This is a genomic window from Pseudomonas sp. LBUM1656 (genome assembly GCF_059716065.1).
The window spans coordinates 5,497,094-5,524,079 of record NZ_CP166800.1; the positions used below are offsets into that span (position 1 = coordinate 5,497,094).

Annotated in this window: 29 protein-coding genes; 8 read left to right on the forward strand and 21 right to left on the reverse strand. The window is 59.1% G+C overall.

Annotated features, from left to right (window positions below):
* The first annotated feature begins 58 nt into the window (after positions 1–58).
* From ACA072_RS24870 to ACA072_RS24880, 3 genes are read left to right on the forward strand one after another with little or no spacing between them, the layout of a single operon-like run.
* Positions 59–292: a PP0621 family protein gene (locus ACA072_RS24870; RefSeq protein WP_403107870.1), complete on the forward strand. Its 234-nt coding sequence runs from the start codon at positions 59–61 to the stop codon at positions 290–292.
* Complete coding sequence (locus tag ACA072_RS24875; protein WP_497621208.1) at positions 282–1,871, forward strand: sensor histidine kinase; 1,590 nt, start codon at positions 282–284, stop codon at positions 1,869–1,871. Before ACA072_RS24870 ends, ACA072_RS24875 begins: the two co-directional genes overlap by 11 nt.
* A gap of 2 nt (positions 1,872–1,873) precedes the next feature.
* Positions 1,874–3,214: a sigma-54-dependent transcriptional regulator gene (locus tag ACA072_RS24880; protein ID WP_497621210.1), complete on the forward strand. Its 1,341-nt coding sequence runs from the start codon at positions 1,874–1,876 to the stop codon at positions 3,212–3,214.
* Positions 3,215–3,334: 120 nt separating this feature from the next.
* Here the strand turns inward: ACA072_RS24880 and thiO are convergent, their stop codons facing one another.
* Genes thiO through ACA072_RS24915 form a run of 7 tightly spaced genes read right to left on the reverse strand, consistent with a single transcriptional unit; the run spans position 3,335 to position 10,099 of the window.
* Positions 3,335–4,435 carry a glycine oxidase ThiO gene (gene thiO, locus ACA072_RS24885; protein WP_497621212.1) on the reverse strand — a complete coding sequence of 367 codons (1,101 nt, stop codon included), beginning with the start codon at positions 4,433–4,435 and terminating at the stop codon, positions 3,335–3,337.
* 57 nt (positions 4,436–4,492) lie between these two features.
* The gene (locus ACA072_RS24890; RefSeq protein WP_497621214.1) at positions 4,493–4,894 is read right to left on the reverse strand and encodes a type IV pilin protein; all 402 of its coding nucleotides are present in this window, start codon (positions 4,892–4,894) and stop codon (positions 4,493–4,495) included.
* A 14-nt stretch (positions 4,895–4,908) separates the two neighbouring features.
* Entirely contained in the window at positions 4,909–8,016 is a 3,108-nt protein-coding gene (locus tag ACA072_RS24895) for a pilus assembly protein (protein WP_497621216.1), read from the reverse strand.
* Entirely contained in the window at positions 8,003–8,473 is a 471-nt protein-coding gene (locus ACA072_RS24900; protein WP_497621218.1) for a pilus assembly PilX family protein, read from the reverse strand. The genes ACA072_RS24895 and ACA072_RS24900 overlap by 14 nt, the downstream gene beginning before the upstream one ends.
* The gene (locus tag ACA072_RS24905) at positions 8,470–9,183 is read right to left on the reverse strand and encodes a PilW family protein (RefSeq protein WP_497621220.1); all 714 of its coding nucleotides are present in this window, start codon (positions 9,181–9,183) and stop codon (positions 8,470–8,472) included. The genes ACA072_RS24900 and ACA072_RS24905 overlap by 4 nt, the downstream gene beginning before the upstream one ends.
* Entirely contained in the window at positions 9,180–9,629 is a 450-nt protein-coding gene (pilV, locus tag ACA072_RS24910; protein WP_497621222.1) for a type IV pilus modification protein PilV, read from the reverse strand. Before pilV ends, ACA072_RS24905 begins: the two co-directional genes overlap by 4 nt.
* Positions 9,626–10,099, reverse strand: a complete 474-nt coding sequence (locus ACA072_RS24915; RefSeq protein WP_497621224.1) for a GspH/FimT family pseudopilin — start codon at positions 10,097–10,099, stop codon at positions 9,626–9,628. Before ACA072_RS24915 ends, pilV begins: the two co-directional genes overlap by 4 nt.
* Before the next feature lie 131 nt (positions 10,100–10,230).
* Here ACA072_RS24915 and ACA072_RS24920 point away from each other — a divergent pair, with 131 nt between their 5' ends.
* Complete coding sequence (locus ACA072_RS24920) at positions 10,231–10,788, forward strand: GspH/FimT family pseudopilin (protein ID WP_497621226.1); 558 nt, start codon at positions 10,231–10,233, stop codon at positions 10,786–10,788.
* Here ACA072_RS24920 and ispH read toward each other — a convergent pair.
* The 6 genes from ispH to murJ form a co-directional block, all read right to left on the reverse strand.
* Positions 10,757–11,704, reverse strand: a complete 948-nt coding sequence (gene ispH, locus ACA072_RS24925) for a 4-hydroxy-3-methylbut-2-enyl diphosphate reductase (RefSeq protein ID WP_461955777.1) — start codon at positions 11,702–11,704, stop codon at positions 10,757–10,759. The genes ACA072_RS24920 and ispH overlap by 32 nt on opposite strands.
* Before the next feature lie 208 nt (positions 11,705–11,912).
* Positions 11,913–12,350 (reverse strand): FKBP-type peptidyl-prolyl cis-trans isomerase, encoded by a 438-nt coding sequence (gene fkpB / locus ACA072_RS24930; RefSeq protein ID WP_178082362.1) that lies wholly within the window; start codon positions 12,348–12,350, stop codon positions 11,913–11,915.
* A gap of 7 nt (positions 12,351–12,357) precedes the next feature.
* Positions 12,358–12,870 carry a signal peptidase II gene (gene lspA, locus ACA072_RS24935; protein ID WP_497621227.1) on the reverse strand — a complete coding sequence of 171 codons (513 nt, stop codon included), beginning with the start codon at positions 12,868–12,870 and terminating at the stop codon, positions 12,358–12,360.
* On the reverse strand, positions 12,863–15,694 hold the full coding sequence (gene ileS, locus ACA072_RS24940) for an isoleucine--tRNA ligase (protein ID WP_497621229.1): 2,832 nt from the start codon (positions 15,692–15,694) through the stop codon (positions 12,863–12,865). The genes lspA and ileS overlap by 8 nt, the downstream gene beginning before the upstream one ends.
* The gene (ribF, locus tag ACA072_RS24945) at positions 15,695–16,645 is read right to left on the reverse strand and encodes a bifunctional riboflavin kinase/FAD synthetase (RefSeq protein ID WP_109634967.1); all 951 of its coding nucleotides are present in this window, start codon (positions 16,643–16,645) and stop codon (positions 15,695–15,697) included.
* A gap of 129 nt (positions 16,646–16,774) precedes the next feature.
* A complete protein-coding gene (gene murJ / locus ACA072_RS24950; protein WP_497621232.1) occupies positions 16,775–18,313 on the reverse strand; it encodes a murein biosynthesis integral membrane protein MurJ in 1,539 nt (512 codons plus the stop codon).
* Positions 18,314–18,565: 252 nt separating this feature from the next.
* Here murJ and rpsT point away from each other — a divergent pair, with 252 nt between their 5' ends.
* A complete protein-coding gene (rpsT, locus tag ACA072_RS24955) occupies positions 18,566–18,844 on the forward strand; it encodes a 30S ribosomal protein S20 (RefSeq protein WP_008154937.1) in 279 nt (92 codons plus the stop codon).
* 199 nt (positions 18,845–19,043) lie between these two features.
* Here the strand turns inward: rpsT and ACA072_RS24960 are convergent, their stop codons facing one another.
* The 5 genes from ACA072_RS24960 to rplU all read right to left on the reverse strand — a co-directional run bounded on the left by ACA072_RS24960 (position 19,044) and on the right by rplU (position 22,818).
* Positions 19,044–19,508 carry a CreA family protein gene (locus ACA072_RS24960; protein ID WP_497621234.1) on the reverse strand — a complete coding sequence of 155 codons (465 nt, stop codon included), beginning with the start codon at positions 19,506–19,508 and terminating at the stop codon, positions 19,044–19,046.
* Positions 19,509–19,520: 12 nt separating this feature from the next.
* On the reverse strand, positions 19,521–20,639 hold the full coding sequence (gene proB, locus ACA072_RS24965) for a glutamate 5-kinase (RefSeq protein ID WP_109634973.1): 1,119 nt from the start codon (positions 20,637–20,639) through the stop codon (positions 19,521–19,523).
* A gap of 137 nt (positions 20,640–20,776) precedes the next feature.
* A complete protein-coding gene (gene cgtA, locus ACA072_RS24970; protein ID WP_427637399.1) occupies positions 20,777–22,000 on the reverse strand; it encodes an Obg family GTPase CgtA in 1,224 nt (407 codons plus the stop codon).
* Positions 22,001–22,193: 193 nt separating this feature from the next.
* On the reverse strand, positions 22,194–22,469 hold the full coding sequence (gene rpmA / locus ACA072_RS24975; RefSeq protein WP_003215862.1) for a 50S ribosomal protein L27: 276 nt from the start codon (positions 22,467–22,469) through the stop codon (positions 22,194–22,196).
* 34 nt (positions 22,470–22,503) lie between these two features.
* The gene (gene rplU / locus ACA072_RS24980) at positions 22,504–22,818 is read right to left on the reverse strand and encodes a 50S ribosomal protein L21 (protein ID WP_003176051.1); all 315 of its coding nucleotides are present in this window, start codon (positions 22,816–22,818) and stop codon (positions 22,504–22,506) included.
* A gap of 240 nt (positions 22,819–23,058) precedes the next feature.
* Between rplU and ACA072_RS24985 the strand changes: the two genes are divergently transcribed.
* The 3 genes from ACA072_RS24985 (at position 23,059) to ACA072_RS24995 (ending at position 25,002) form a co-directional block, all read left to right on the forward strand.
* The gene (locus ACA072_RS24985; protein ID WP_461976900.1) at positions 23,059–24,027 is read left to right on the forward strand and encodes a polyprenyl synthetase family protein; all 969 of its coding nucleotides are present in this window, start codon (positions 23,059–23,061) and stop codon (positions 24,025–24,027) included.
* A gap of 169 nt (positions 24,028–24,196) precedes the next feature.
* Entirely contained in the window at positions 24,197–24,538 is a 342-nt protein-coding gene (locus ACA072_RS24990; RefSeq protein ID WP_497621237.1) for a zinc ribbon domain-containing protein YjdM, read from the forward strand.
* A gap of 206 nt (positions 24,539–24,744) precedes the next feature.
* Positions 24,745–25,002, forward strand: coding sequence for a PA4570 family protein (locus ACA072_RS24995; RefSeq protein ID WP_084319505.1), 258 nt, complete (start codon positions 24,745–24,747; stop codon positions 25,000–25,002).
* A gap of 112 nt (positions 25,003–25,114) precedes the next feature.
* Here the strand turns inward: ACA072_RS24995 and bamJ are convergent, their stop codons facing one another.
* The 3 genes from bamJ to ACA072_RS25010 form a co-directional block, all read right to left on the reverse strand.
* A complete protein-coding gene (gene bamJ, locus ACA072_RS25000) occupies positions 25,115–25,732 on the reverse strand; it encodes a BamJ family beta-barrel-assembly machinery protein (RefSeq protein ID WP_109634978.1) in 618 nt (205 codons plus the stop codon).
* 121 nt (positions 25,733–25,853) lie between these two features.
* The gene (locus ACA072_RS25005) at positions 25,854–26,165 is read right to left on the reverse strand and encodes a DUF6482 family protein (protein WP_497621239.1); all 312 of its coding nucleotides are present in this window, start codon (positions 26,163–26,165) and stop codon (positions 25,854–25,856) included.
* 244 nt (positions 26,166–26,409) lie between these two features.
* Complete coding sequence (locus tag ACA072_RS25010; RefSeq protein WP_030129464.1) at positions 26,410–26,898, reverse strand: TIGR00645 family protein; 489 nt, start codon at positions 26,896–26,898, stop codon at positions 26,410–26,412.
* Positions 26,899–26,986: the final 88 nt, after the last annotated feature.

Here is a 26,986-nt window from a genome sequence, read left to right on the forward strand (position 1 = left end):
TGCGCGGGTCGGGTCCTTGGCTAAACTGCCTGATCATTAGCCAATAAAGCTGCTCACCATGCTTCGTTTACTGTTCTGGATCGCCCTGATTGCCGCTGCGGTATGGTTCTGGCGCAAATTCAAGGCTTCGACTTCCGCGCCCAGATCCTCAGCCGAGCTGGATGCGGCGCCCATGGTCCGCTGCGCGCATTGTGGCGTTCACCTGCCCCGCGACCGCGCGCTGAGCCTTCAACAACAGTGGTATTGCAGCCAGGCTCACCTTGAGCAAGGCCCGGGCTCCAGTGATCGCTGAGACGACCAGTCCCGGCGGCAAACAGGCCCAGCGACTGCTGCGCCTTTATCATCTCTACCGTTTAAGCGTCGGCATCACTCTGGTGCTGTTGATCTCCAGCAACATGGACAACCAGCTGCTGGCCTTCGCCAAAGACGACCTGCTGCGCAGTGGCAGCTGGTTGTACCTGGTGCTGAACATCTTGCTGGTGGTCTTTTGGGAAAACACCCGACGGCCGGCCCAGCTTTTCAGCCTCGCCCTGGTCGATGTCCTGCTGCTGTGCGGCCTGTTTTATGCCGCCGGCGGCGTGGCCAGCGCCATCGGCAACTTGCTCATCGTGTCCGTGGCCATCGGCAACACCCTGTTGCGCGGGCGTATCGGCCTGTTGATCGCGGCGGTTGCGGCCATTGGCATTGTCGGTTTCAGTTTCCTCCTGAGCTTCAGCCATCCCATCAGTCCCAGCGAGTATCTGCAAGCCGGCACCCTCGGCGCGCTGTGTTTTGCCGCGGCATTGCTGGTGCAAGGTTTGATCAGGCGGCTGGAAGTCAGTGAACACCTCGCCCAGCAGCGAGCCAGTGAAGTGGTTGGCCTGGAAGCGCTCAACGCGTTGATCCTGCAACGCATGCGCACAGGCATTCTGGTGCTGGACGATCAGCGGCGGGTCCAACTGGCCAATCACAGCGCCTTGAGCTTGCTGGGGCAGAAAACCCTCGACGGCCAATTGATCGACGATTTTTCGCCGGCCTTGGTCGAACGCCTGCAACTGTGGTTCAACAACCCGACGTTGCGCCCGCAAAGCCTGAAAACCACCAGCAATGGCCTGGAACTGCAACCCAGCTTCATCGCCCTGGACCAAAGCCCGAATCACCAGACCCTGGTGTTTCTCGAGGACCTCGCCCAGATCGCTCAACAAGCGCAGCAACTGAAACTCGCCGCACTGGGTCGCCTGACTGCCGGTATCGCCCATGAAATCCGCAATCCACTGGGCGCCATTAGTCATGCCGCGCAGCTATTGCAGGAATCCGAGGAACTGAACGGCGCGGATCGGCGTCTGACGCAGATTATCCAAGACCACTCTCAGCGAATGAATCGGGTTATCGAAAACGTCCTGCAACTGTCCCGCCGTCAGCAAACCGTGCCGCAAAGGCTCGATCTGAAGCCGTGGCTGGAGCACTTCGTCGTCGAAACCCGTGAAGGGGCAACCGATCGCCAATTGATTCACCTGCGTATCGGCCAGGGCGACTTCAAAACCTTGATGGACCCGAATCAGCTGGCCCAGATTCTCGACAATCTGTTGCGCAATGCCTGGCGCCACAGCGCGCTGAATCACGATCTGGCGCAGGTCTGGCTCGAGTTGTTTGTCGAGCCAAGCAGCCAGTTGCCGACGCTCGAAGTCCGGGACAACGGCCCCGGTGTGGCGCCGGACCAACAGACGCATTTGTTCGAACCCTTCTTCACCACCAGTAGCCAGGGCACAGGCCTGGGGCTTTATCTGTCCCGTGAGCTGTGCGAAAGCAACCAGGCCCGCCTAGACTTCAATCCACGCCAAGGCGGCGGCTGCTTTCGCATCACTTTTGCTCACGGACGGAAACAAAGTTGAACATGAGCCCACGGCCAATAGTCCTGATCGTCGACGACGAACCGGATATCCGCGAACTCCTGGAAATCACCCTGGGACGGATGAAACTCGATACCTACAGTGCCCGTAACCTTGGCGAAGCCAAGGCCTTGTTGACGCGGGAGACATTTGACCTGTGCCTGACCGACATGCGCCTGCCCGATGGCACTGGCCTTGAGCTGGTGCAGTACATCCAGCAGCGTTATCCACAGGTGCCGGTGGCGATGATTACCGCCTACGGCAGCCTCGAAACGGCGATCAACGCCCTCAAGGCCGGAGCCTTCGACTTCCTGACCAAACCGGTCGACCTGACGCGCCTGCGCGAACTGGTTACCAGCGCCCTGCGCTTGACGGCTGCGGGCGGCGCCAGTACCGCCATCGATCGCCGGTTGCTGGGCGATTCACTGCCCATGCGCAACCTGCGCAAACAAATCGACAAACTCGCCCGCAGCCAGGCGCCTGTGTACATCAGCGGTGAATCCGGCAGCGGCAAGGAATTGGTCGCCCGGCTGATTCACGAGCAGGGCCCACGGGCCGCTCAACCGTTCGTCCCGGTCAACTGCGGGGCGATTCCGTCGGAATTGATGGAAAGTGAATTCTTCGGTCATCGCAAAGGCAGTTTCAGCGGCGCCATCGAAGACAAACCCGGGCTGTTTCAGGCAGCCCACGGCGGCACGCTGTTTCTCGACGAAGTGGCTGACTTGCCCTTGGCGATGCAGGTCAAATTGCTCAGGGCCATTCAGGAGAAAGCCATTCGCAGCGTCGGCGGGCAGCAAGAAGTGGTGGTCGACGTGCGCATCCTTTGCGCCACGCACAAAGACCTCGACGCCGAAGTCAGCGCCGAACGCTTTCGCCAGGATTTGTACTATCGGTTGAACGTGATCGAGCTACGAGTTCCCCCCTTGCGCGAGCGCCGCGACGACATCGAACCACTGGCCAGTCATGTGCTCAAGCGTCTGGCGGCCGGCAGCGGCCAGCCCGCCGCAAAGCTCCACCCACTCGCTCTCGACGCACTGAAAAGTTACCGCTTCCCAGGCAACGTGCGGGAGCTGGAGAACGTGCTGGAGCGGGCTTACACCCTGTGTGAGAACAAACAGATCGAAGCCAGCGACCTGCGACTGGCCGAAGGCAACTGCACAGCAGAGAACGGCGTGGCGGACCTGACGCAGATCGACAACCTGGAAGACTATCTGGAAAACGTCGAGCGCAAACTGATCCTGCAGGCATTGGAGGAAACACGCTGGAACCGCACGGCGGCGGCTCAGCGGTTGAATCTTTCGTTCAGATCGATGCGTTATCGGCTCAAGAAGCTCGGCCTGGATTGAGGGCCCCTTCGCGAGCAAGCCCGCTCCCACAGTTGACCGGGTTGCCCAGACAGACACGGTCTAAATGTGGGAGCGGGCTTGCTCGCGAAGGCAATCTGACAGGCGCTGAAGATTCTGCGACTAGATCCGACCCTCGGGAGCATAGGGAGCCGGATCAATAATCGGCGCCCTCCCCAGCATCACATCCACAAACAACTGACACGACGCCGGCGCCAGCACCAGCCCATTACGGTAATGCCCGCAATTGAGCCAAAGCCCGTCGAACCCCGGCACTCGGCCAATATAAGGAATCCCCTCCGGCGAACCCGGGCGCAATCCGGCCCAATGCCCCACGACTTCGGCATCCGCCAGCGCAGGGATCAATTCCACCGCCGATGCCTTCAGACTCTCCAGCGCTGAGTCGGTCGGCGTCTTGTCGTAGCCTTCATGCTCCAGCGTACTGCCAATCAGAATGTGCCCGTCGCGCCGGGGAATCGCGTAACGCCCCTTGGCCAGCACCATGCTCGGCAAGAAGTCCGCCGCGCACTTGTACAAAATCATCTGCCCTTTGACCGGCTCGACCGGCAATTCAAGGCCCAGACTCTTGAGCAAGTCGCCACTCCAGGCGCCAGCCGTCAGGACTACCTGATCACCAAGAACCGGGCCCGCCGAAGTCTGTACGCCGACGACCCTGTCGCCTTCACGAATAAACCCGCTGACTTCGCACTGCTCACGAATCGTCACGTTCGGCAACGCCAGCAATGCGGCCTTGAGGGATTTAACCAGACGCGGATTACGCACGTTGGCCACATCGGCCATATAGATCGCCCGGGAAAACCCGGCACCCAAAACCGGTACGGCATCATGTGCCGCCGAGATATCCACAGCCCGCAACGGACGGTTTTCACGCTCGGCCCAGGCCAGCGCCTCGGCCTCGTCATCCAGATCCAGCCAATACAAGCCGGTGGTGTGCACTTCAGGATCAACCCCGGTCGCGGCGAACAGTCGCTCACCGAGCTGTGGATAAAAATCCTGGGACCAATGCGCCAGTGCGGTAACTGCCGGACTGTAGCGCCACGGATAGAGCGGCGAAACAATCCCGCCACCGGCCCATGACGACTCCTGACCGACGCTCGACCGATCCAGCAACACGACACTTTGCACTTCGGACGCGAGATTGAACGCCGTCAGCAGCCCGATCACGCCGCCGCCGACAATCACCACTTGCTGTTGCCTGCTCATGTTCTGATCCAACCGATAAATAGACAGAGGGCGCAAAAAGGCGCCCGAAAAAGAAACTCAGCGCCCCCAGCAATCTTTGGTGGCAAGCCCGGACGTCGCATTGACCATGCTTCTGACACCCGTATTGGTGAGGGTGAAATCCCCACACTTGTCGGTCGCCATTGCAGCGCCGGTCTTGCGCGTTGCCGTCAGCAAAAAGGTTTGATCGGTCAGGGTCGGGGTGATGGTGTAGAAGTCGTTGCCGGCACTCAGTCCGGTGGCAGCGGTGTAGACATTGTTCTTCGAGTAGAACCGCTCAAGGATCTGCGCCTGCTCGGAGAGCAGCCCGGCCACTTCCGTGCGGCGGCCCTTTTTCACGTACTCCGTGAGGTTTGGAGCGGCAATGGTTATGACGATCCCGATGATCGCAATCACGATCATGATTTCGATCAGGGTGAAACCTCGGTTGGATCTGCGCATTCCTAAACTCTCACTTACTGTATTTGTCGCCACATGATGCGACGGCTGCCGCCGCCGGATTTTTCCACCAGGGTGCTGATGCCGCCACTGGAATCGTTCACGATCTTGCGGGTCGCGCCGTTGACGATGGCGTTCAGGGTCGGGATGCCACCGGTGAAAATCACGCCACTGGACACCGTATCCTTGGTGTCGACCGTCCCATCGTTGTTGGTGTCGAGCACCGCGTAGTTGAGCATCTTACCGCTGAACGCATCCAGTTCGACCAGTTTGCCCGTACCGAAGCTGGCGCACGGGTCAGTGGTGTCCACACTCGCCGTGGTAAAGACGATCCGCCCCAGCACCAGATTGGCCTGATTGATCACCCGCTCCCCCGTCAGCACGCTGTTGTACACCAGCGGCAAGTACCAGCCCTTCTCCCCCGGATAGATCACGTCGTTCTGGCTGGTGGTGATGAATTGCCCGGTGCTGCCCGAGAACACACCGGTCACCGCTTGCGCCTGCAAACTGGCCACGGTGATCTGACCCGCCCCGCCTTCCGCATCCCACACGGCATAGAACGCCTGCAAATCCTTGTTGGTCTTGTCGGCAGTCTCGTTGAATTTTCCGGTGCCGAAGAATACTTCCTTGCCGCCCAGTGAATTGTCCGCCAGCAGCGGCTGCACGGTAATCGGCTGGGTGGCGCCACCCGCCGTGGTAAACAGCGGCTTGCCGGCAAACGCCAGGCCCCAGCTATCAGGGGCGGTAGCGCTCAAATCAAACTTCCATAACCGCCCTTTCAAGTCGCCACCATAGGCGGCCTGCACCACATTCTGCGAGTTGACCCTGAGCTTCACCGACGACAGGCCATTAGTGGTATCGGTGCTGTCGACCACTATTTTCCTGATCAACGAGCCGTCACGCACGTCCACCACGTACAACGCTGCCACCCCGGAGTTGCTGCCATAGCCGTTGGAAATGAACGCAGCCCAGCGACCGTCGGCCAAGCGTGCCACTTCCGGTCGTGCGTAGGCATAACCCAGATCATTGAAAACGTTCGCGGTGTTCGGAGTGGCCGGCGCACTGAATTCCCACAGCGCCTTGAACACGTTACCCGCCGATGCATCGAACAGCTGCAACGCATAAAAAGTCCTGCCGCCGGCCCCGGTTCCGCCAATGGCCAGGGTTTTCCAGGCGCTGCCGAACTGGGCATCGAACACCCCGACCTGACCGTCGACCAGAAACTTGTGGCTCACACCGTTGATGTAGGTTAAATCGGCGATGTAGCGCAGCGATGGCAACACACTGGAAGGCATGTAGGCATAACGCCGGGTGCCATTGGCTGAGTTGATGACATTCACGAACCCGTCGTTGGCGTTCACCACCAGACTGGTACTCATGGTGGCGGCCTTGGTGGTCAGGTAGGTGCTGTAGGTGGTGTCGCCCGTCAGATCAGAGGCGGTTTTGTCCGTGGGTGACGCCAGTACGAGGGGTGAATTGATGATGTCGCCGAGCAGCACGCTACGCACCTTGAGCCCGGCTTTGTTGGTGCCCTTGCTCCACTCCACCAGATCGCTGCCGGTGATGCCGGTCGGCAGGCCTTGGCTGAGAGAGGCCTGCTGTGCGGGGGAAAAACTGGCATAAGCCAGGGTGACCGCCGCGTTGGTCAGGGTGTTCCAGGACTGGTAAGTCGGCGCTGTGGCACCGGGAACGATGGTGGTGTCAGTGGTCCACAGCGCTGCGGCGGTGTTCACGATGCCCGCCGAGGTGAAGCCAAAGGATTTGATCGTGCCGCGCCAGTCCTTCGGGTCATAACTGGTCTGGAAGTAACTTGAATTGCTGGCCAGGGTGGTGCCGCTGGTGACACCGCTGCCACCGGAACCGGCCTTGGAGGTGATGTCGCTCAGGGCCGAGGACAATGCATTGTTGAGCCCCGCGCTGTCGGTCGCCTGGTAGTACTTGCCCTGCCCGTAGCTAGCCGCGTCCGACAACATCTGATTCGCTGCGGTAAAACCCACGGTGTAAGTGTTCATGTTCTGCTTGGGAAAATCCGCAGCGTTCCAGCTTTTTCCTGCCAGATCGTTACCAGTGGAGCGCATGTCGATGTCGAAGGAAAACTTGGCAATGTCGTCCAGATACAGCGTGTCGCCTTCTCCGTCACCGTTCAGGTTGTCACCATCGTTATTTACGCCATCCCAGTTGGGCAAGCGTGTACCGCCCAGTGGATCGGTAGTCGGAAAAGTCCGGTCATAGGTCGGTAAGCCATCGGTGATCACGACGCCATAGTTTTTCTGACAACGATACTGAATCGGACTGGTGTAAGTGGTTGGCGTCGAGTTGTAGTACGGCGCCATGCCGCGCATGTACCGCGTGATCTCGTAGTAGGTTTCCGCCAACGGGGTATTGGCGATTGCACTCAAACCATCGATCGATGAAATCAGGTTGTTGAAGTTGGTTTGCGCCTGCCCCTGAGTGATGCTCCCGCCAGCAGATAGATCACTGACAGCGCGGGGAATAAACCCGCCAGGACCGGAATTACTGCCCGTGGGCGGGTTGAATGTCGCAAGCCCGATACGCAGCTCGCGATTACTGGTCACCAGATTCGTAGAAACATCCTTCGCTACGTTCATGCGGTAATCGTTGGGGATGGCACCAGTGCCAGTGGTGAAATCCCTGTTCGAACCATTGGCCAGGCTCACCAGATAAGACAGATAGTTAGCCGTATAACGCGTGTTTTCATTACCCACAGGGTCGGGTAGCTTCAGGCATATCGATGACAATCCCAAAAACCCCCGATAAAAACCGTACCAGTTGCCGTTGTTGGAGCAGTTGCCGCGGTTAAGGCTCGATAAGGCGATATTGGTATCGTCCATGTCCAGGTTCTGTCCGTTCAAACATGAGCCGTTTGAATTGCAGTTCGCAATTTGCGCGCGGCTGACAGTCGGATCGAAACCCGGCGCCCAAATGATGTTGTTCATGCTCCCCGAGTCGTCGATCAGCAGCATGACGTTCGGAGCGACGGCTGCGGCGCTTAACAGCGGAGAGTCCGAGGGCGTGAAAGCGTAGGCCGGAGCCGACAGATAAAGCCCCAGTACCGCGCCGCAAAACAGCCGCCACACGCCACGGCGCCTTTCAGTACTTCGCATAAACACTCTCCACGACGCTGCGCGAGTTGCCTGCGATGCCGACGGCGGTCACCCGGTAAAGCGTCGCCGAGGTGTTGCTCGGCACATTGACGGCATTGACTGTGGTGCCGATATTCTGCACCCCGTAAAAACCGCTGCCGGAGGCAATCCACGTCACCCCAGAGGTGGAACTGGCGCCGGCGGCGGTGATCGTCGACGCGTCCGACGGTGGTGCGCACTGGCTGCAGACCGGCAATGAATAGCTGTCCAGTTGCACCGCGCTTTCTCCTACGCGTAACGACGCTTCGGCGCGCTGGAACGACTGGTTGCGCAAGCTCACGCTGCCGGCCATTTTTTCCTGCAAGGTGGCGTTTTGCATGGATGAAAGGCCGATCAACGTCAGCAACAGCAGAAACACCAGGCTGACCAGCAGCGCCATCCCGCGCTGGGCGTGAAAAGTCATGGTGGCCTTCCTCATGGCAACCTGTTGCGCAAGGCAGCAACCACATTGAAGGTTTGATTGCGCACCCGGTTGTTCGGGTCGGTGAGGGTCAGGCTCAGGCGGACGCTGCGAATTCGTGCAGGGTCGGACGGGTTAGGGCTGTAGCTGGAAGCAGCTACGTCAGTGGCAGAATTGGCGAGGCCGAAACTCACGCTGAAGGCACTGACGTTATCGATCAGCACAAACTGGGCCGGCGTGCCCGTGCCAGAGCCCAACATGATTTTGTTGTTGCTGTAGCTGTAGATCAGGCGGCGGATCGGAAACGCCAGAAACCCTGAAGCCGGTACCCGCGCCCCCGTGTAGGCCGTCGCCGTGTTCCGACAGTCGGAGATCACCGTCCAGGCCGGCACCCCGCCACTGCTTCCGACATCAGCGGTCACCAGCGTCAACTTGAGGTTGGCGTTGTCCCAACTGATGGGCGTTATCTGCCCGGCGCTGAAGTCGCCGGCAGTGCTCGAGTCAGTGATCGTTCCCAGGCAGCCAAACATACCGACCATGCGGATTTCCTGAATCATTTTGCTCAGCACGAAACGCGCATCTTCCTGCATGGCGGCGGCGGTGTTCTGGCTGACATAGGTGTTCTTGGCGGCGATGAAAACCTGCACCACGCCCAGCACCACAATCAGGCTCAACGCGAGGGCAATCAACAACTCGATCAGCCCGAACCCCCTGCTGGACCGCCTCATGGCGTTGCCACCGGGTCGACAGCGGCACGACTGGTCAAGACTAAGCTACGGCGTGAATTGGCGGTATTGGCGGCACGCGAGTCATCCCAGGTAATGGTGATGGTGTATACGCGCTGGGTCAGCGTAACGCTGCCAGTGGCCGTCGCACCGCCGAAATTGACGATGCTGGTGGTGAAATCGTAGAGGTCCTGATCGCGGGCAACGTTCAGATTGCCCGATGTCGGTGGCGTCACGGTGTAGTCGGCGCCGGAGTTGGCGCGAATACGGTCCATCATGTCGTAGGCGATAAAACTCGCCTGGCTGGTCATCCGCGAGCTGTCGGTGTACTTCAGCGCATTGAGCTGAATCGCCGCCGCGCCCAGCAGCCCCACGGTCAGAATCACCAACGCGACCAGCACTTCGATCAGCGTCATGCCCTCCTGTGCATGTTTGCTCCGTTCCCTCATCCGCAATTTCCACCCAGTAGAATTCTTCCGTTCAAACACACATTCAGCGTCCTGCTTTGCGCCCCCAAAACATAGCTGATCACCACGGGTGTGGACGGTGCCGACAAACCGCCCAGATTGTTGAAATCGATGGCAGTCACTCCCAAGGGTAGCGTCAGTGTCGCCCCACTGCTCATCGCTGGAACAACCCGCAATATATTGGCCAGATTGCCAGTACCGTCATAGACCGCCAACTCACCGGTCCAGACGCTGCCACCCGCCGTCGGACGAAGCCGGGTGGCGACGCCCCGGTCGATGGCTTCAAGTCGTGCGAAATTGAGTCCGCGTTGCAGGTCGCTGATTTCGGTGTCGGCCTTGGTGCCTTGCACCGACCGGGTAAACGCCGGTACAGCCAAGGTGATCAGGATCAAAAATACCGCGAGCGAGACCAGCAGCTCGATCAGCGTGAAACCTTTTGTACGATGATCCATCGGTGCCCTCCGTTGCCGTCGGCTATACCTGCTTCTACACGCTAGAACATTCGACCGACCGGCGTACGGTTGATTTGCCATTACTCGCGCACGGATTGCGCGGGCCGCAGCACTCCACGGAGGGAGATGACATGCATCAGCAAGGCTTCAGCCTGATCGAACTGCTCATGGGACTGACAATCGCCGGGATTGTTCTGCTGTTGGTCAGTCCGGCGTTTGCGGCACTTACGGAATCGAATCATCGCGAGGAGGCGGCGAAGTCTCTTGCCAGTGGTATTCGTAGCGCGAGAAGCGAAGCACTCGCGCGTAATCAGACCATCGTCATACATGGCATCAACGACGACTGGGGTCAGGGCTGGCGAATCATTCTGGATATCAGCGGCAAAGGGCCGGAGGACAGCAGCAATCCGCTGCTGATTGAACGCGTGAGTGGCGCTCGGGTGCCGATTGTCGGCAACTGGCCGGTCAAGCGATACGTACGATTCAGCCGTATTGGCGAACCACAGATGCCTGGCCGGGCCTTTCAAGCGGGAACGCTGCACATTTGCGCAGCCCGCGAACCGGTCACCCAGCTCCAGGTGGTGCTGGCCGCGACCGGTCGCGTCAGTCTGCGCAGCGATAAGGCCGAGCAGGCGCTGTGTCCGGGAGGGAAAAAAGTTAAAGCAGCGAGCGCACGCGCAACTCTTTAGGCATGGAGAACGTGATGTTCTCCTCGCGACCGGCCAATTCATCGGCGCCGGTAGCACCCCAGGCCTGCAACTGCTGGATCACGCCACGCACCAGCACTTCCGGCGCAGAGGCGCCAGCGGTGATGCCGATACGCTCGACACCGTCGAACCAGCTCTTTTGCAGGTCTTCGGCGCCGTCGATCAGATAAGCCGGGGTGGCCATGCGTTCGGCGAGTTCACGCAAGCGGTTGGAGTTGGAGCTGTTCGGGCTGCCGACCACCAATACCACGTCGCATTCGTCGGCCAGTTGCTTCACGGCGTCCTGACGGTTTTGCGTGGCGTAGCAGATGTCGTCCTTGCGCGGACCACCGATCGCCGGGAAGCGTGCACGCAGGGCGTCGATCACGCGACTGGTGTCGTCCATGGACAGGGTGGTCTGAGTCACGAACGCCAGTTTTTCGGGATTGACCACCTGCAACGAGGCAACGTCTTTCTCGTCCTCAACCAGATAGATCGCACCACCATTGCTGCCATCGTACTGGCCCATGGTGCCTTCGACTTCCGGGTGACCGGCGTGGCCGATGAGGATGCATTCGCGGCCGTCGCGGCTGTAGCGCGCAACTTCGATGTGCACCTTGGTGACCAGCGGGCAGGTTGCGTCGAACACTTTCAGGCCCCGGCCAGCGGCTTCGGTACGCACAGCCTGGGAAACGCCGTGGGCACTGAAGATCACGATGACGTCGTCCGGCACCTGATCCAGTTCTTCGACGAAGATCGCCCCGCGAGCGCGCAGGTCTTCGACGACGAATTTGTTGTGGACCACTTCATGGCGCACATAGATCGGCGGACCGAAGACTTCCAGGGCGCGATTGACGATTTCGATCGCCCGGTCCACACCGGCGCAGAAGCCACGGGGGTTGGCGAGTTTGATTTGCATGCTGTGCCTCGTGTCTTGCGCGCAAGAAATAGTAGTGCCACCTGTCATACGAACACCGGGTTCGAAAACAGTGAAAATCTTAATGCGGGAGCGGCGGTGCGGCGATCCGACTTGCTCGCGAAGAGTCCAACACATTCAACATTGATGTTGACTGACACTACGCTTTCGCGAGCAAGCCCGCTCCCACAATTAGACCGCATTCGGTCAGTTACAGCGATTTGACGCTGATGATCTCGACGTCAAAGGTCAATGTCTTGCCGGCCAGCGGGTGGTTGAAGTCGATGGTCACTTGCTCGTCATCGAATTCTTTCACAACGCCAGGCAGCTCAGTATTGGCCGCATCGTTGAAGATCACCAGCAAGCCCGGCGACAGGTCCATGTCCTTGAACTGCGAGCGCGGGATGATCTGCACGTTTTGCGGGTTCGGCTGGCCGAACGCGTTTTCCGGTTGAATCGTCAGCGTGCGCTTGTCGCCCGCCTTGAAGCCGAACAGCGCCGCTTCGAAACCTGGTAACAGGTTGCCATCGCCGACCTTGAAGGTCGCCGGGGCTTTGTCGAAGGTGCTGTCGACGGTATCGCCGTTCTCCAGGCGCAATGCAAAGTGCAAGGTGACTTCCGTGTTCTGGCGAATGCGTTGCTCAGCCAATACCTGTTCAGTCATGAACGGTTTCTCCGGTTTTCTTGCTTTTGAACATATCCAGCGCAAGCATCACGGCACCGACGGTAATCGCACTGTCGGCGAAGTTGAACGCCGGGAAATACCAGCGGTTCTGCCAATGCACCAAAATGAAGTCGATCACATGGCCCAGGGCGATGCGGTCATAGAGATTGCCCAGGGCCCCGCCCAGTACCAGCGCCAACGCGACGGCCAGCCAGGTTTCGTTGCGCCCCAGACGCTTGAGCCAGACCACCAGCACCACACTCACCGCAATGGCGATCAGGGCAAACAGCCAGCGCTGCCAGCCGGAGCTGTCAGCCAGGAAACTGAAAGCAGCGCCGGTGTTATAGGCCAGGGTCCAACTGAACAGATCGGGAATGATCACGATCTGCTGGAACATTTCGAGCTTGTTTTCGAAGTAGAACTTGCTGGCCTGGTCGATGACCAGAACCAGCAAACTCAACCAGAGCCAGCTCAACCGTCCGAAACGGCCAACGGCATTAGGCATAGTGACGAACCTCGCCAGCGCCGCTGATGTTGTCAACGCAACGACCGCAGATTTCCGGATGCTCCGGGTTCACGCCGACGTCTTCACGGCAGTGCCAGCAACGGGCGCACTTGGCGAAGGCCGACTTGACGATTTTCAGCTTCAGGCCGCTGACTTCGGTGACTACCGCGTCCGCTGGCGCCTGAACAAAAGGCGCCACGCTGGCGGTCGAGGTGATCAGTACGAAGCGCAGTTCGTTGCTCAGCTGGGCCAGGTCGGCACTCAGCGCGTCTTCGGCGAACAGCGTCACTTCGGCTTGCAGGTTGCCACCGACAGCCTTGGCCGCGCGCTGGATTTCCATTTCCTTGTTGACCGCGACCTTCACCGCCATGATCCGCTCCCAGTAGGCGCGGCCCAGTTCGACGTTGTCCGGCAGTTCGGTCAGGCCTTCGTACCAGGTGTTGAGCATCACCGATTCGTTACGCTCGCCCGGCAGGTATTCCCACAGTTCGTCGGCGGTGAAGGCGAGGATCGGCGCGATCCAGCGCACCAGCGCTTCGGAGATGTGGTACAGCGCGGTTTGCGCCGAACGGCGGGCCTTGCTGTTGGCGCCAGTGGTGTACTGACGGTCCTTGATGATGTCGAGGTAGAAACCGCCCAGCTCCTGCACGCAGAAATTGTGAATCTTGGAGTAGACGTTCCAGAAGCGGTATTCGCCGTAGTGCTCTTGCAACTCGCGTTGCAGCAGCAGTGTGCGGTCCACGGCCCAACGGTCCAGCGCGAGCATTTCTTCGGCCGGCAGGATGTCGGTGGCCGGGTTGAAACCGGTCAGGTTGGAGAGCAGGAAGCGCGCGGTGTTACGGATACGCCGGTAGGCGTCCGCACTGCGTTGCAGGATCTGCTCGGAAACTGCCATTTCACCCGAGTAATCGGTGGAAGCCACCCATAGACGCATGATATCGGCGCCCAGGGTGTCGTTGACCTTTTGCGGCGCGATGACGTTGCCCAGGGATTTCGACATCTTGCGGCCGGACTCGTCGACGGTGAAGCCGTGGGTCAGCAGTTCGCGGTACGGGGCGTGGTTGTCGATGGCGCAACCGGTCAGCAGCGACGAGTGGAACCAGCCACGGTGTTGGTCGGAACCTTCCAGGTACAGGTCGGCGCGAGGACCGGCCTCGTGGCCCATCGGGTGCGAACCGCGCAGGACGTGCCAGTGCGTGGTACCCGAATCGAACCAGACGTCCAGGGTGTCGCTGATCTTGTCGTACAGCGGCGCTTCGTCACCCAGCAGCTCGGCCGCGTCCATCTTGAACCAGGCTTCGATGCCTTCGACTTCGACGCGCTTGGCGACTTCTTCCATCAGCTCGGCGGTACGTGGGTGCAGCTCGCCGCTTTCCTTGTTCAGAAAGAACGGGATCGGCACGCCCCAGTTGCGCTGACGGGAGATGCACCAGTCCGGACGGTTGGCGATCATCGAGTGCAGGCGTGCCTGGCCCCAGGCCGGAACGAACTGAGTTTCTTCGATGGCTTTGAGCGCGCGCTTGCGCAGGGTGTCGCCGCTGACAGGCTCTTTGTCCATGCCGATGAACCACTGCGCGGTGGCGCGGTAGATCAGCGGGGTCTTGTGACGCCAGCAGTGCATGTAGCTGTGTTCGATGATGGTGGTGTGCAGCAGCGCACCGACTTCAGTCAGCTTGTCGACGATGGCCGGGTTGGCCTTCCAGATGAACTGGCCGCCGAAGAACTCCAGCGACGTTACATAAACGCCGTTGCTCTGTACCGGATTGAGGATGTCGTCGTTGACCATGCCGTATTTCTTGCAGGTCACGAAGTCGTCCACGCCGTAGGCCGGAGCGGAGTGAACCACGCCGGTGCCAGCGCCCAGTTCAACGTAGTCGGCCAGGTAAACCGGCGACAGGCGATCGTAGAACGGGTGACGGAAGTTGATCAGCTCCAGTTCTTTACCGGTGGTGGTCGCGATGACCGAACCTTCCAGGCTGTAACGGGCCAGGCACGACTCGACCAGCTCTTCAGCCAACACCAGCAGTTTGTCGCCGACATCGACCAGGGCGTAGTTGAATTCCGGGTGAACGTTCAGCGCCTGGTTGGCCGGGATGGTCCACGGGGTGGTGGTCCAGATCACGATCGAAGCAGGTTTGGCCAGGGACGCCAGACCGAAAGCGGCAGCCAGTTTGGCTTCGTCGGCAATCGGGAAGGCTACGTCGATGGTCGAGGACTTTTTGTTCTCGTACTCGACTTCCGCTTCAGCCAGGGCCGAACCGCAGTCAAAGCACCAGTTCACCGGCTTGAGGCCCTTGAACACAAAACCGCCCTTGACGATTTCGGCCAAAGCGCGGATTTCACCGGCTTCGTTCTTGAAGTCCATGGTCTTGTACGGGTTGGCGAAGTCGCCCAACACGCCCAGACGGATGAATTCGGATTTCTGGCCTTCGATCTGCTCGGTGGCGTAGGCACGGCACAGTTCGCGGGTCTTGTCCGCGCCCAGGTTTTTGCCGTGGGTCACTTCGACTTTATGCTCGATCGGCAGACCGTGGCAGTCCCAGCCCGGAACATAAGGCGCGTCGAAACCCGACAGGGTTTTCGAGCGGATGATCATGTCCTTGAGAATCTTGTTCAGCGCATGACCGATGTGAATCGTGCCGTTGGCGTACGGAGGACCGTCGTGCAGGACGAACTTCGGACGATCCTTGCCAATCTCGCGCAACTTACCGTACAGGCCAATGCTGTCCCAGCGCTGCAGAATCTGCGGTTCGCGCTGAGGCAGGCCGGCCTTCATTGGGAAGGCGGTGTCCGGAAGGTTTAGCGTGGCTTTATAGTCGGTCATTTAAGGCTCTTCATTAGCGATTGGCGCTAGGTGCGACAGGGCACGGGCGGCGGCAACATCCGCATTGATCGCCGTCTTAAGCGCCTCCAGAGAGGCGAAACGCTGCTCTTCACGCAGCTTGTGGTGGAAAACCACCGTCAAACGCCGGTCATACAGATCGCCGGCAAAATCTAAAAGGTGCACTTCGAGGTGGGCTTTGCCATCCCCTTGAACCGTTGGCCGCACGCCGATATTGGCGACGCCTGGCCAGGTCTTGCCGTCGATGTCGACGTTGACCAGGTAAACCCCGGTCAGCGGCACACGTCGACGCTTGAGTTGAATGTTGGCGGTTGGCGTACCCAGTTGGCGCGCCAGCTTCTGGCCATGCAGGACCCGCCCGGTGATCTGGAACGGACGACCGAGCAGCCGCTCGGCCAGGGCAAAATCGGCAGCGGCCAAGGCATTACGCACTTGGGTGCTGCTGACCCGAATGCCGTCCAGCTCGACGGTTTGCGCCGCTTCGACGGTAAAACCCTGAACGATGCCGGCCTGTTGCAGGAAATCGAAATCCCCTACCCGGTCACAGCCGAACCGGAAGTCGTCACCGACCTCCAGGTGCTGGACGCCGAGGCCGTCGACCAGAATGGTATCGACGAACTCGCTGGCACTGAGCTTGCTCAGACGGTGATTGAAGGCCAGGCACAGGACCCGGTCGACACCTTCGTCGGCCAGCAGCTGCAGTTTGTCCCGCAGCCGGGCCAGACGGGCCGGGGCCGTGTCCGGGGCGAAAAATTCTCGCGGCTGCGGCTCGAAAATCACCACACAGCTGGGCACGCCCAACTCGATAGCGCGCTCACGCAGCCTCGCCAGGATAGCCTGGTGGCCACGGTGAACACCGTCAAAGTTGCCAATAGTGGCGACACAGCCCCGATGCTGGGGGCGCAGGTTGTGGAGGCCTCGAACCAGCTGCATAACGCGCTTCTTGCTCATAAAGTGGTCGATTATAACCACACCCGGCGGCCGACGACAGGCAACACCGTATCCCAAAGTAATCGAGCCGACAAAACTGCCGGTTCGCCCATGTTTATCGAGGCCGAAGCCTCAGCTCAGCGCCTTGCGATTGAAGTCGCGCAAACGAAAGCCCATCAACAGCAGCATGCCGAAATAAGTGACCACGCCGGCAGCGACCAACGCGCCCAGGCGCAGGAACCGCTCCAGCATATGCCCCTGATCCCAGGCCGGCATGAAATGCATCCCGGCCAGCAGCACAGCAGACATCACCAACACCGCAATCACAAGCTTGGCGCCGAACTTGGCCCAACCCGGTTGCGGCTGATACATCTGTTGCTTGCGCAGTTGATAGAACAATAGCCCGGCATTGATGCAGGCACCGACGCTGATGGCCAGAGCCAGACCGGCATGAGCCAGTGGACCGATCAGCACCAGGTTGAACAACTGGGTAACGATCAGCGTGAAAATCGCGATTTTTACCGGGGTGCGGATGTTTTGTTGCGCATAAAAGCCCGGAGCCAGCACTTTGATCACGATAATCCCGAGCAACCCGACCGAATAGGCGATCAGCGCCCGTTGGGTCATGGACGCATCAAACGCGCTGAATTGCCCGTACTGGAACAGCGAAACCGTCAGCGGCTCGGCCAGAATCCCCAGCGCCAGCGAACACGGCAGCACCAGCACGAAGCACAGGCGCAGGCCCCAATCGAGGATGCGCGAGTATTCCTGGCGATCCTTGCTGGCGTAGGTCTTGGCCAGGGTTGGCAGCAGAATCGTGCCCAACGCCACGCCCAGCACGCCGGATGGCAACTCCATCAAACGGTCGGCGTAATACATCCACGACACGGAGCCGGCGACCAGGAACGAAGCAAAAATGGTGTTAATGATCAAAGAAATCTGGCTCACGGACACACCGAGAATCGCCGGCAGCATCTGCTTCATCACCCGCCAGACGCCGCTGTCACGCAGATTCAGGCGTGGCAGCACCAGCATGCCGATCTTTTTCAGGTGCGGCAGCTGATAGAGCAACTGCGCCAAGCCACCCACCAACACCGCCCAGCCCAAGGCCATGACGGGAGGATCGAAGTACGGCGTCAGGAACACCGAAAAGACGATCATGCTGACGTTGAGCAGGGTCGGTACGAAGGCCGGCACCGAAAATCGGTTGTACGTATTGAGGATCGCGCCGGCCAATGAAGACAGGGAGATCAGCAATATATAAGGAAAGGTCACCCGCAACAGATTTGAGGTCAGCTCGAATTTTTCCGGGGTGTCGGTGAAACCCGGCGCTGTGGCCCAGATGACCCACGGCGCGGCGAATATGCCCAGCGCGGTGACCAGGGCCAGCACCAGCGTCAGCAGGCCGGAAACGTAAGCAATGAAGGTTCGCGTCGCCTCTTCGCCCTTCTGGCTTTTATATTCGGCAAGAATCGGCACGAATGCCTGGGAAAAAGCCCCCTCGGCGAAGATTCGTCGCAACAGATTGGGCAGTTTAAAGGCGATAAAGAAGGCGTCAGTCGCCATCCCGGCACCAAATGTGCGCGCGATGAGGGTGTCACGGACAAACCCCAGAACCCGGGAAAGCATCGTGATAGAGCTGACGGCGGCCAACGATTTGAGCAGATTCATTGAAAGAGTTTGTGCCTGTCGATAAACAGCAGGCGAACAAAGCGCCTACTTATGCGATACTCCGCGCCGCAGCAGCACAGAGCCAAAGCTCGCGAGTTTACAGGTCAAGCGCCGGAAATAAATATCCCGCCTCTTTATACCTACCACTTAGCGGAACGTCTCAACCGCCCTTGACAAGACATCAACTCATCGGCATGATTCGCGGCCTATTTTGTTTGCTATTTCCTAAAAAGTCTTTCGAGGAGCTCGACGGTGGCCAACACACCTTCCGCCAAAAAACGTGCAAAACAGGCTGAGAAGCGTCGCAGCCACAACGCCAGCCTGCGTTCCATGGTTCGTACCTACATCAAGAATGTAGTTAAGGCCATCGACGCAAAAGACGCTGAAAAAGCTCAAGCAGCTTACGTTCTGGCTGTGCCAGTTATCGACCGCATGGCCGATAAAGGCATCATCCACAAGAACAAGGCAGCTCGTCATAAGAGCCGCCTGAACGGTCACGTCAAGGCTCTGAACCTTGCTGTTGCCGCATAAGCGATAAGCTTGTTGAAAAACCGACCCCAGGGTCGGTTTTTTATTGCCTGCGATTTAACAAACGTCGCAAAAAAAAATGTGGGAGCGGCGGTGCGACGTTTCGACTTGCTCGCGAAGAGGCCACAACATTCAACATCATCGCTGACTGTTACACCGCCTTCGCGAGCAAGCCCGCTCCCACATTTCGATTTGCGTCAGATTACTGGGCGCTCGCCCACGGCAGGATCGGGATGGCCGTCACCGCATTCTGCGGACTGCCTTCGATCACACGATCGCTATAGACCAGGTACACCAGCGTATTGCGCTTCTTGTCGAGGAAGCGCACCACCTGCATGGTCTTGAACACCAGCGACGTGCGCTCCTTGAACACCTCGTCACCGTCTTTCAGCTCTCCCTTGAAGTTGATAGGGCCGACCTGACGGCACGCGATAGACGCTTCAGCGCGGTCCTCCGCCAAGCCCAAGCCCCCCTTCACGCCGCCGGTCTTGGCTCGCGACAGGTAGCAGGTCACGCCCTCGACCTTCGGATCATCAAATGCCTCGACGACGATACGGTCGTTCGGGCCGACAAACTTGAACACCGTCGATACCTGGCCAATCTCCTCGGCCGAGGCCAGTAGCGGCATTGCCAACAACAGACCCAACAATCCTTTTGCCACACGCATTCAAATATTCCTTCAGACCAGAATCAGGTTATCGCGGTGAACCAACTCCGGTTCCGCCATGTAACCCAACAGACCGACAATCGCCTCAGACGACTGACCGATGATTTTTTGTGCTTCCAGCGCGCTGTAGTTGGCCAGGCCGCGAGCGATCTCACGACCATCCGGCGCCACGCACACCACCATCTCACCACGACGGAAACTGCCCTGAACCAGCTTGACACCAACCGGCAGCAGACTTTTGTTGCCCTGAGACAGCGCCGTCACTGCGCCCGCGTCCAGCACCAGCGTGCCGCGGGTTTGCAGGTGGCCGGCCAGCCATTGCTTGCGCGCCGCCAGCATGCCGCGCTCCGGCGACAACAGGGTGCCGATGCGCTCGCCCGCCTTCAGACGATCCAGCACGCGCTCGATGCGCCCGCCGACGATGATGGTGTGCGCACCGGAACGCGCTGCCAGACGCGCAGCGCGCAATTTGGTCTGCATGCCGCCACGACCCAATGCACCACCGGTACCGCCAGCCACTGCATCCAGCGCCGGATCATCGGCGCGCGCTTCGTAAATCAGGTTTGCATCGGGGTTGTTGCGCGGATCGGCGTCGAACATGCCGTCGCGATCAGTCAGGATCACCAGCAAGTCAGCCTCGACCAGGTTGGCCACCAGCGCCGCCAGGGTGTCGTTGTCGCCGAACCGGATCTCGTCAGTGACCACGGTGTCGTTTTCGTTGATCACCGGGATCACTTTCAGCTCGACCAGCGCACGCAAGGTGCTGCGGGCGTTCAGGTAGCGCTTGCGGTCAGACAAGTCGTCGTGAGTCAGAAGAATCTGCGCGGTATGCCGGCCATGCTCGGCAAAGCTTGATTCCCAAGCCTGCACCAGGCCCATCTGACCGATGGCGGCAGCGGCCTGCAGTTCGTGCATCGCACTGGGTCGTACGCTCCAGCCCAAACGGCTCATCCCCGCCGCTACCGCCCCGGAGGACACCAGCACCAGTTCGACGCCGGCCTCATGCAAAGCCACCATCTGCTCGACCCAGACACCCATTGCCGCGCGATCCAGGCCCTTGCCGTCCGCCGTCAGCAAAGCGCTGCCGATCTTCACGACCCAACGCTGCGCACCTGTCACCTTGCTCCGCATCATCTTCAACCTTAGCTTGAGGACAGCGCGACCTGGCACTGCCCGTAACGTTATTCGTGGTTATTCGTGACCAACTATCGATTTCCAGATACTAAAACGCCGCTCGATTGAGCGGCGCTTAAGTTTACTGCAACGAATCAGTCACGCACGTAAATGATTTCCGGACCGTCTTCGTCATCCACATCTTCTTCATCCCAATCATCGTCGCCGATGTCATGGACCGACTTCACGCCGCTGCGACGCAGGGCACGCTGGTCATCCAGGGCCTGCAACTGGGCACGGGCTTCGTCTTCGATGCGCTGATCGAGCTCGGCCAACTCTTCTTTGTAGACCGGGTCGTTTGCCAGACGGTCTGCGCGATCTTCCATGTAGCGCATGATGTCGTGACACAGACGCTCGGTACCCAGCTTCGAGATAGCCGAAATCACGTAGACCGGACCGGTCCATTCCAGGCGATCGACGATCTCCTTGACGCGAGCATCGTGCTCTTCCTCAAGGATCTGGTCGCATTTGTTCAGCACCAGCCAGCGATCACGCTCAGCCAGGGACGGGCTGAACTTGGTCAGCTCGCTGACGATCACTTCAGCGGCATCCGGGGCACTGGCATCATCCAGCGGCGCCATGTCGACGAGGTGCAGCAGCAAACGAGTACGCGACAAGTGCTTGAGGAAGCGAATCCCCAGGCCCGCGCCATCGGAAGCGCCTTCGATCAGGCCCGGAATGTCCGCGACCACGAAGCTCTTCCAGCGATCGACGCTGACCACACCCAGGTTCGGCACCAGCGTGGTGAACGGGTAGTCGGCGACTTTCGGCTTGGCGGCCGATACCGAGCGAATGAAGGTACTTTTACCGGCGTTCGGCAAGCCCAGCAGGCCGACGTCAGCCAACACTTTCATTTCCAGCTTGAGATCACGCGCTTCACCCGGTTTACCCGGAGTGGTCTGGCGTGGAGCACGGTTGGTACTGGATTTGAAACGGGTGTTACCCAGACCGTGCCAGCCGCCATGAGCTACGAGCAGCTTCTGACCAGCCTTGGTCAGGTCGCCGATCACTTCCTGAGTCGCGGAATCGATAACGGTGGTGCCGACCGGAACACGCAATACCAGCTCTTCACCTTTCTTGCCGGTGCAGTCGGTGCTGCCGCCGTTGGAACCGCGCTCGGCATCGAAGTGCCGGGTGTAACGGTAGTCCACCAGGGTGTTGAGGTTTTCGTCGGCGACCATGTAGACCGAGCCGCCATCACCACCATCACCGCCGTTCGGGCCGCCGTTCTCAATAAATTTCTCGCGACGGAAGCTCATGCAACCGTTGCCGCCGTCACCGGCCTTTACTCGAATCGATACTTCATCAACAAACTTCATAACAAAACGCCTCTCGTCATACGGACGAGCCGAAAAAATCCAGACATAAGACTCTTGCAAAAATGAGCGCAGCGACCTCAATCAACGACCGCAAATACAGCGCTGGAGCCCATCACAAACAGCTTTGCAAGAGACTCACCCCACAAACGAAAAAGCCCCGTCGCGAGACAGGGCTTTTCCAGCAACTACGTAATTATGCCGCGACGACTTCAGTCTTCGGGACAATGCTCACGTAACGGCGGTTGAAAGCGCCTTTTACTTCGAACTTGATCACGCCGTCGATTTTAGCGAACAGAGTGTGATCTTTACCCATGCCAACACCGTAACCGGCGTGGAATTGGGTGCCGCGCTGACGCACGATGATGTTGCCCGGAATGATAACCTGGCCGCCATACATCTTCACGCCAAGGCGTTTGGCTTCTGAGTCGCGACCGTTACGGGTACTACCACCAGCTTTTTTGTGTGCCATGAGTCAATTCTCCTAGTGAGGAATTAGGCTGAAATTAAGCCTGAATACCGGTGATTTTGATCTCGGTGTACCACTGGCGGTGGCCCATACGCTTCATGTGGTGCTTACGACGACGGAACTTGATGATGCGGACTTTATCGTGACGACCTTGGGAGATCACTTCAGCCACAACGGTAGCGCCGGCAACAACTGGAGCGCCGATGTTCACGTCATCGCCATTGGCGACCAACAGAACGCGATCAAAAGTAACGGATTCGCCGGTAGCGATTTCCAGTTTTTCGATCTTCAGGTATTCACCTGGGGCGACCTTGTATTGCTTGCCACCAGTAACAATTACTGCGTACGACATGGTATTTCTCCGATAATCCTGCTCACCCAGCTCTTTATAAGAAGAGGTATTGGCTGGCATGGCTGCATAAGGCTGGAAGGCCTGTTTGCAATTGCGTAAGGCAGGTGCTGCCCAGGAAGTTCAGGGTGCGCGATTGTACGCAAGCTGCCGGGGCGATGCAAGAGGCCGTCCATCGTGCCTTGACACCCGCCGACGTGGGTCCTAGCATGCCGCGCAACCCTTCTGGAGCAACTGTCGCTGATGCAACCCCAAGCTTTCTACCGCGCGGTGGCGGACGATTTTAGCGCCGTCGACGGCATCATCAAGAAGCAGCTGACTTCCCGAGTGCCGCTGGTATCGAAAATCGGCGATTACATTACCTCGGCTGGCGGTAAACGCCTGCGTCCTCTATTAGTGTTGCTGTGTGGCAAGGCTCTGGGTCGCGAAGGCGATGACCTGCGCCTGCTGGCCGCAACCATTGAGTTCCTGCACACCGCCACCCTGCTGCACGACGACGTGGTGGACATGTCCGGCATGCGCCGTGGCCGCTCGACTGCCAACGCCATGTGGGGCAATGCGCCAAGCGTACTGGTGGGCGACTTCCTGTACTCGCGTTCTTTCGAAATGATGGTCGAACTGGGCTCCATGCCGGTGATGAAAATCCTTTCGCAAGCCACGCGCATCATCGCCGAAGGCGAAGTGCTGCAGCTGTCCAAGGTCCGTGACGCCAGCACCACCGAAGAAACCTACATGGAAGTCATCCGCGGCAAGACCGCGATGCTCTTCGAAGCTTCGACCCACAGTGCGGCGGCCCTGTGCGAAGCGACGCCGGAACAGGCCGAAGCCCTGCGTACGTTTGGCGACCACCTCGGTGTAGCCTTCCAACTGGTCGACGACCTGCTGGACTACAAAGGTGACGCAGAGACCCTGGGCAAGAACGTCGGTGACGATCTGGCCGAAGGCAAGCCGACCCTGCCGTTGATCTACACCATGCGTGAAGGCACGCCGGAGCAGGCTGCCTTGGTGCGCAAGGCGATCCAGAAAGGCGGCATCGAAGATCTGGAAAGCATCCGCGAGGCCGTGGAAGCGTCCGGTTCGCTGGATTACACCGCAAATCTGGCCCGTGATTACGTGGCCCGTGCGATCAAATGCCTCGATGCGCTGCCAGCCAGCGAATACCGCGATGCACTGGTTGAACTGAGTGAGTTTGCAGTAGCCCGCACGCACTGATCCACCCTTGTAGGAGCCGGCTTGCTGGCGATTGCATCACCTCGGTGCTCCTGACACACCGAGCGTATACATCGCCAGCAAGCCGGCTCCTACAGGTCGTACACCCCTCTCCCGCCTAAAACCCTATACAATGTGCGCTTTTTAGCGGTCCTGAATCCAAGGAGCTTTAGTGAGCACGTTGCCACCCTGCCCAAAATGCAATTCCGAATACACCTATGAAGACGGCGCGCAGTTGATCTGTCCCGAGTGCGCCCACGAGTGGTCCGCCAGCGGCGAAGCCGAAGCGGCGTCCGATGACAGCGTGAAAAAGGATTCGGTCGGCAACGTCCTGCAGGATGGCGATACCATCACCGTGATCAAGGACCTGAAGGTCAAAGGCACGTCGCTGGTGGTCAAGGTCGGCACAAAGGTGAAGAACATCCGCCTGTGCGATGGCGATCACGACATCGACTGCAAGATCGACGGCATCGGCCCGATGAAGCTCAAATCCGAGTTCGTCAGAAAAGTCTGAATCTGCTGTCTTCCATCCCGCGCCCTGCGTGGGATGGCGCTTCACCCTCCCCGTTTTTCCCCAGCATTTCCTCGCAATAGCCAAACGCCAGCCGTTTTGACCTTACGCAATCTTTACCTGGAATAAATCACAAATCGCCAATAGTTCCTTGCTATTTGACGAATAAGAATTATTCTCATTGAAACCCATCAATGGAGATGAGACCCATGACTTATTTGATCGACGCCTGGCTAGACCGCCCTCACCCCTACCTCAGGATTCTGCATCGGGAAACCGGGGAAGTGTGCGCCGTACTTGAAGAAGAAGCCTTGAACGAGCTGCAGGATCAGGGTGACCTGGACGTCAACGGCTTGAGTTCCAGCGAGCCGGTGGTGCTCAAGGAACTGGTGCGCAATCTGTTTCTGTTCTGCTACGCCCGGGCGTTGCGCCCGACGAGCGATCTGAACCATAAGATCGAAGTATGAGAAACGCAAACCTTGTAGGAGCCGGCTTGCTGGCGATGCAGCCACCTCGGTGTTTCAGGAACACTGCGGTGATGTTATCGCCAGCAAGCCGGCTCCTACAAGGTAGTCAGGCTTACAGAACGTCGAGCAGCTCGACGTCGAACACCAGAACGCTGTGCGGCGGAATGCTGCCAACGCCTTGAGCGCCGTAAGCCAGTTCGCTCGGCACGTACAGACGCCATTTGCTACCGGCATTCATCAGTTGCAGGGCTTCGGTCCAGCCAGCGATCACGCCGCCGACCGGGAATTCTGCAGGCTGACCACGATCGTAGGAGCTGTCGAACACAGTGCCGTCGATCAGGGTGCCGTGGTAGTGAGTGCGCACTTGATCTTCACGGGTTGGCTTGGCGCCTTCACCTTGAGTCAGCACTTCGAATTGCAGGCCGGAAGCCAGGGTGGTGATGCCATCACGCTTGGCGTTTTCAGCCAGGAAGGCCAGACCTTCGCCAGCGGCCGCTTCAGCTTTTGCAGCGGCTTCGGCTTGCATGATTTCGCGGATCACCTTGAAGCTGGCGGACATTTCTTCCTGACCCACACGGCTAGGCTTACCGGCGAACGCGTCGGTCAGGCCAGCCAGGATCGCGTCCAGGCTAACGCCCGGTGGCGGGTTGTCGCGCAGTTGGTCGCCCAGCTGACGGCCAATACCGTAGCTGACGCGGGTTTCGTCGGTGGACAGATTTACTTCGGACATGACACTGCTCCGCTGTGCGGACGGCCCTGGAACTTGCCGTGCGTGCACAGCGCATCCCGGAGCGCCCGGAACCAAAAGGGCCAGCAGACTAGCACAGATGTCGTTGCGCTGATGAGAGGTGTCAGTGGTGCCAGGCAGAACGGAAGGCAATCGGTACTTTCAGGCTTTCCTCTCCACCGGAGCCCAGCCCGCACATCTCGTCATGAACCGACGTGTGGACAAGATTGAACGACAGGGAGGGGAAGTCATGCAGCACTTCGCGCGCATGTTCGACCGAACGCAGGTGAAACATCTCTCCGCGAGCATCACTCAAGGGATACGCCGCACCATGCATGCGCGCCTCCAACAGGTAGATTCCACCTTCCATGGAGATCAGGTTCAGCTCATCGATTTTCCCGGCGATGGCATACGCACGCAACTCAACGAAGTTCATGAAGGCACCTCTTACAGTGTCGAGCCAAGACACTTACAGGCATATGCCTTGATGCATCAAAGTACAAGCGACAAACGACACCGCCTGTCTGTTTTGACGAAGAACCTGTGGCGAGCGAGCTTGCTCGCGCTCGGCTGCGCAGCAGTCGTCAACACTGCAAGGGAAACAACTGGAGGTAAAGCAGGGCCGCTTCGCAGCCCAACGGGAGCAAGCTCCCTCGCCACAGGGAGCGTTCCTGGCAGGATCAGTGCTTGGTGAGTTTGTCCAGGTAGCCCATGGCAAACGCCGACACCACGAACGTCATGTGAATGATCACGTACCACTTCAAATGCTCGGGATCGACGTTCTTGGCGTCCATAAAAACCCGCAGCAGGTGGATCGACGAGATCGCCACGATGGAGGCCGCCACTTTCATCTTCAGCGAAGACGAATCCATGGTGCCCAGCCAGTTGAGCTTTTCCTTGCTGTCGTCGATGTCCAGTTGGGAAACGAAGTTCTCGTAACCGGAAATCATCACCATCACCAGCAAACCACCCACCAGCGCCATATCGATCAGCGACAGCAACACCAGGATCAGGTCCGACTCGGCCATCGAGAATACGTTGGGAATGACGTGGAAAACTTCCTGGAAGAATTTCAACGCCAGCGCCAGTAGCCCAAGGGACAGACCGAAGTAGATCGGCGCCAGCAGCCAGCGAGAGGCATACATTGCATTTTCGATAAAGCGTTCCATTGAATCTCACACGTGGGCTGGAAATGGCCGCGAGTATAACAGCCCCCCGTTACACCCAGAAACCGTCGGGAAATCCGCAACCTGCGCG

What these genes read in the sequence shown, in the direction of transcription:
- ACA072_RS24870 (WP_403107870.1), top strand. Translation starts at nt 59, where the DNA reads ATGCTTCGTTTACTGTTCTGGATCGCCCTGATTGCCGCTGCGGTATGG.
- ACA072_RS24880 (WP_497621210.1), top strand. Translation starts at nt 1,874, where the DNA reads ATGAGCCCACGGCCAATAGTCCTGATCGTCGACGACGAACCGGATATC.
- thiO (WP_497621212.1), bottom strand. Translation starts at nt 4,435, where the DNA reads ATGAGCAGGCAACAGCAAGTGGTGATTGTCGGCGGCGGCGTGATCGGG.
- ACA072_RS24890 (WP_497621214.1), bottom strand. Translation starts at nt 4,894, where the DNA reads ATGCGCAGATCCAACCGAGGTTTCACCCTGATCGAAATCATGATCGTG.
- ACA072_RS24895 (WP_497621216.1), bottom strand. Translation starts at nt 8,016, where the DNA reads ATGCGAAGTACTGAAAGGCGCCGTGGCGTGTGGCGGCTGTTTTGCGGC.
- ACA072_RS24900 (WP_497621218.1), bottom strand. Translation starts at nt 8,473, where the DNA reads ATGAGGAAGGCCACCATGACTTTTCACGCCCAGCGCGGGATGGCGCTG.
- ACA072_RS24905 (WP_497621220.1), bottom strand. Translation starts at nt 9,183, where the DNA reads ATGAGGCGGTCCAGCAGGGGGTTCGGGCTGATCGAGTTGTTGATTGCC.
- pilV (WP_497621222.1), bottom strand. Translation starts at nt 9,629, where the DNA reads ATGAGGGAACGGAGCAAACATGCACAGGAGGGCATGACGCTGATCGAA.
- ACA072_RS24915 (WP_497621224.1), bottom strand. Translation starts at nt 10,099, where the DNA reads ATGGATCATCGTACAAAAGGTTTCACGCTGATCGAGCTGCTGGTCTCG.
- ACA072_RS24920 (WP_497621226.1), top strand. Translation starts at nt 10,231, where the DNA reads ATGCATCAGCAAGGCTTCAGCCTGATCGAACTGCTCATGGGACTGACA.
- ispH (WP_461955777.1), bottom strand. Translation starts at nt 11,704, where the DNA reads ATGCAAATCAAACTCGCCAACCCCCGTGGCTTCTGCGCCGGTGTGGAC.
- lspA (WP_497621227.1), bottom strand. Translation starts at nt 12,870, where the DNA reads ATGCCTAATGCCGTTGGCCGTTTCGGACGGTTGAGCTGGCTCTGGTTG.
- ileS (WP_497621229.1), bottom strand. Translation starts at nt 15,694, where the DNA reads ATGACCGACTATAAAGCCACGCTAAACCTTCCGGACACCGCCTTCCCA.
- ribF (WP_109634967.1), bottom strand. Translation starts at nt 16,645, where the DNA reads ATGCAGCTGGTTCGAGGCCTCCACAACCTGCGCCCCCAGCATCGGGGC.
- murJ (WP_497621232.1), bottom strand. Translation starts at nt 18,313, where the DNA reads ATGAATCTGCTCAAATCGTTGGCCGCCGTCAGCTCTATCACGATGCTT.
- ACA072_RS24960 (WP_497621234.1), bottom strand. Translation starts at nt 19,508, where the DNA reads ATGCGTGTGGCAAAAGGATTGTTGGGTCTGTTGTTGGCAATGCCGCTA.
- proB (WP_109634973.1), bottom strand. Translation starts at nt 20,639, where the DNA reads ATGCGGAGCAAGGTGACAGGTGCGCAGCGTTGGGTCGTGAAGATCGGC.
- cgtA (WP_427637399.1), bottom strand. Translation starts at nt 22,000, where the DNA reads ATGAAGTTTGTTGATGAAGTATCGATTCGAGTAAAGGCCGGTGACGGC.
- rpmA (WP_003215862.1), bottom strand. Translation starts at nt 22,469, where the DNA reads ATGGCACACAAAAAAGCTGGTGGTAGTACCCGTAACGGTCGCGACTCA.
- rplU (WP_003176051.1), bottom strand. Translation starts at nt 22,818, where the DNA reads ATGTCGTACGCAGTAATTGTTACTGGTGGCAAGCAATACAAGGTCGCC.
- ACA072_RS24985 (WP_461976900.1), top strand. Translation starts at nt 23,059, where the DNA reads ATGCAACCCCAAGCTTTCTACCGCGCGGTGGCGGACGATTTTAGCGCC.
- ACA072_RS24995 (WP_084319505.1), top strand. Translation starts at nt 24,745, where the DNA reads ATGACTTATTTGATCGACGCCTGGCTAGACCGCCCTCACCCCTACCTC.
- bamJ (WP_109634978.1), bottom strand. Translation starts at nt 25,732, where the DNA reads ATGTCCGAAGTAAATCTGTCCACCGACGAAACCCGCGTCAGCTACGGT.
- ACA072_RS25005 (WP_497621239.1), bottom strand. Translation starts at nt 26,165, where the DNA reads ATGAACTTCGTTGAGTTGCGTGCGTATGCCATCGCCGGGAAAATCGAT.
- ACA072_RS25010 (WP_030129464.1), bottom strand. Translation starts at nt 26,898, where the DNA reads ATGGAACGCTTTATCGAAAATGCAATGTATGCCTCTCGCTGGCTGCTG.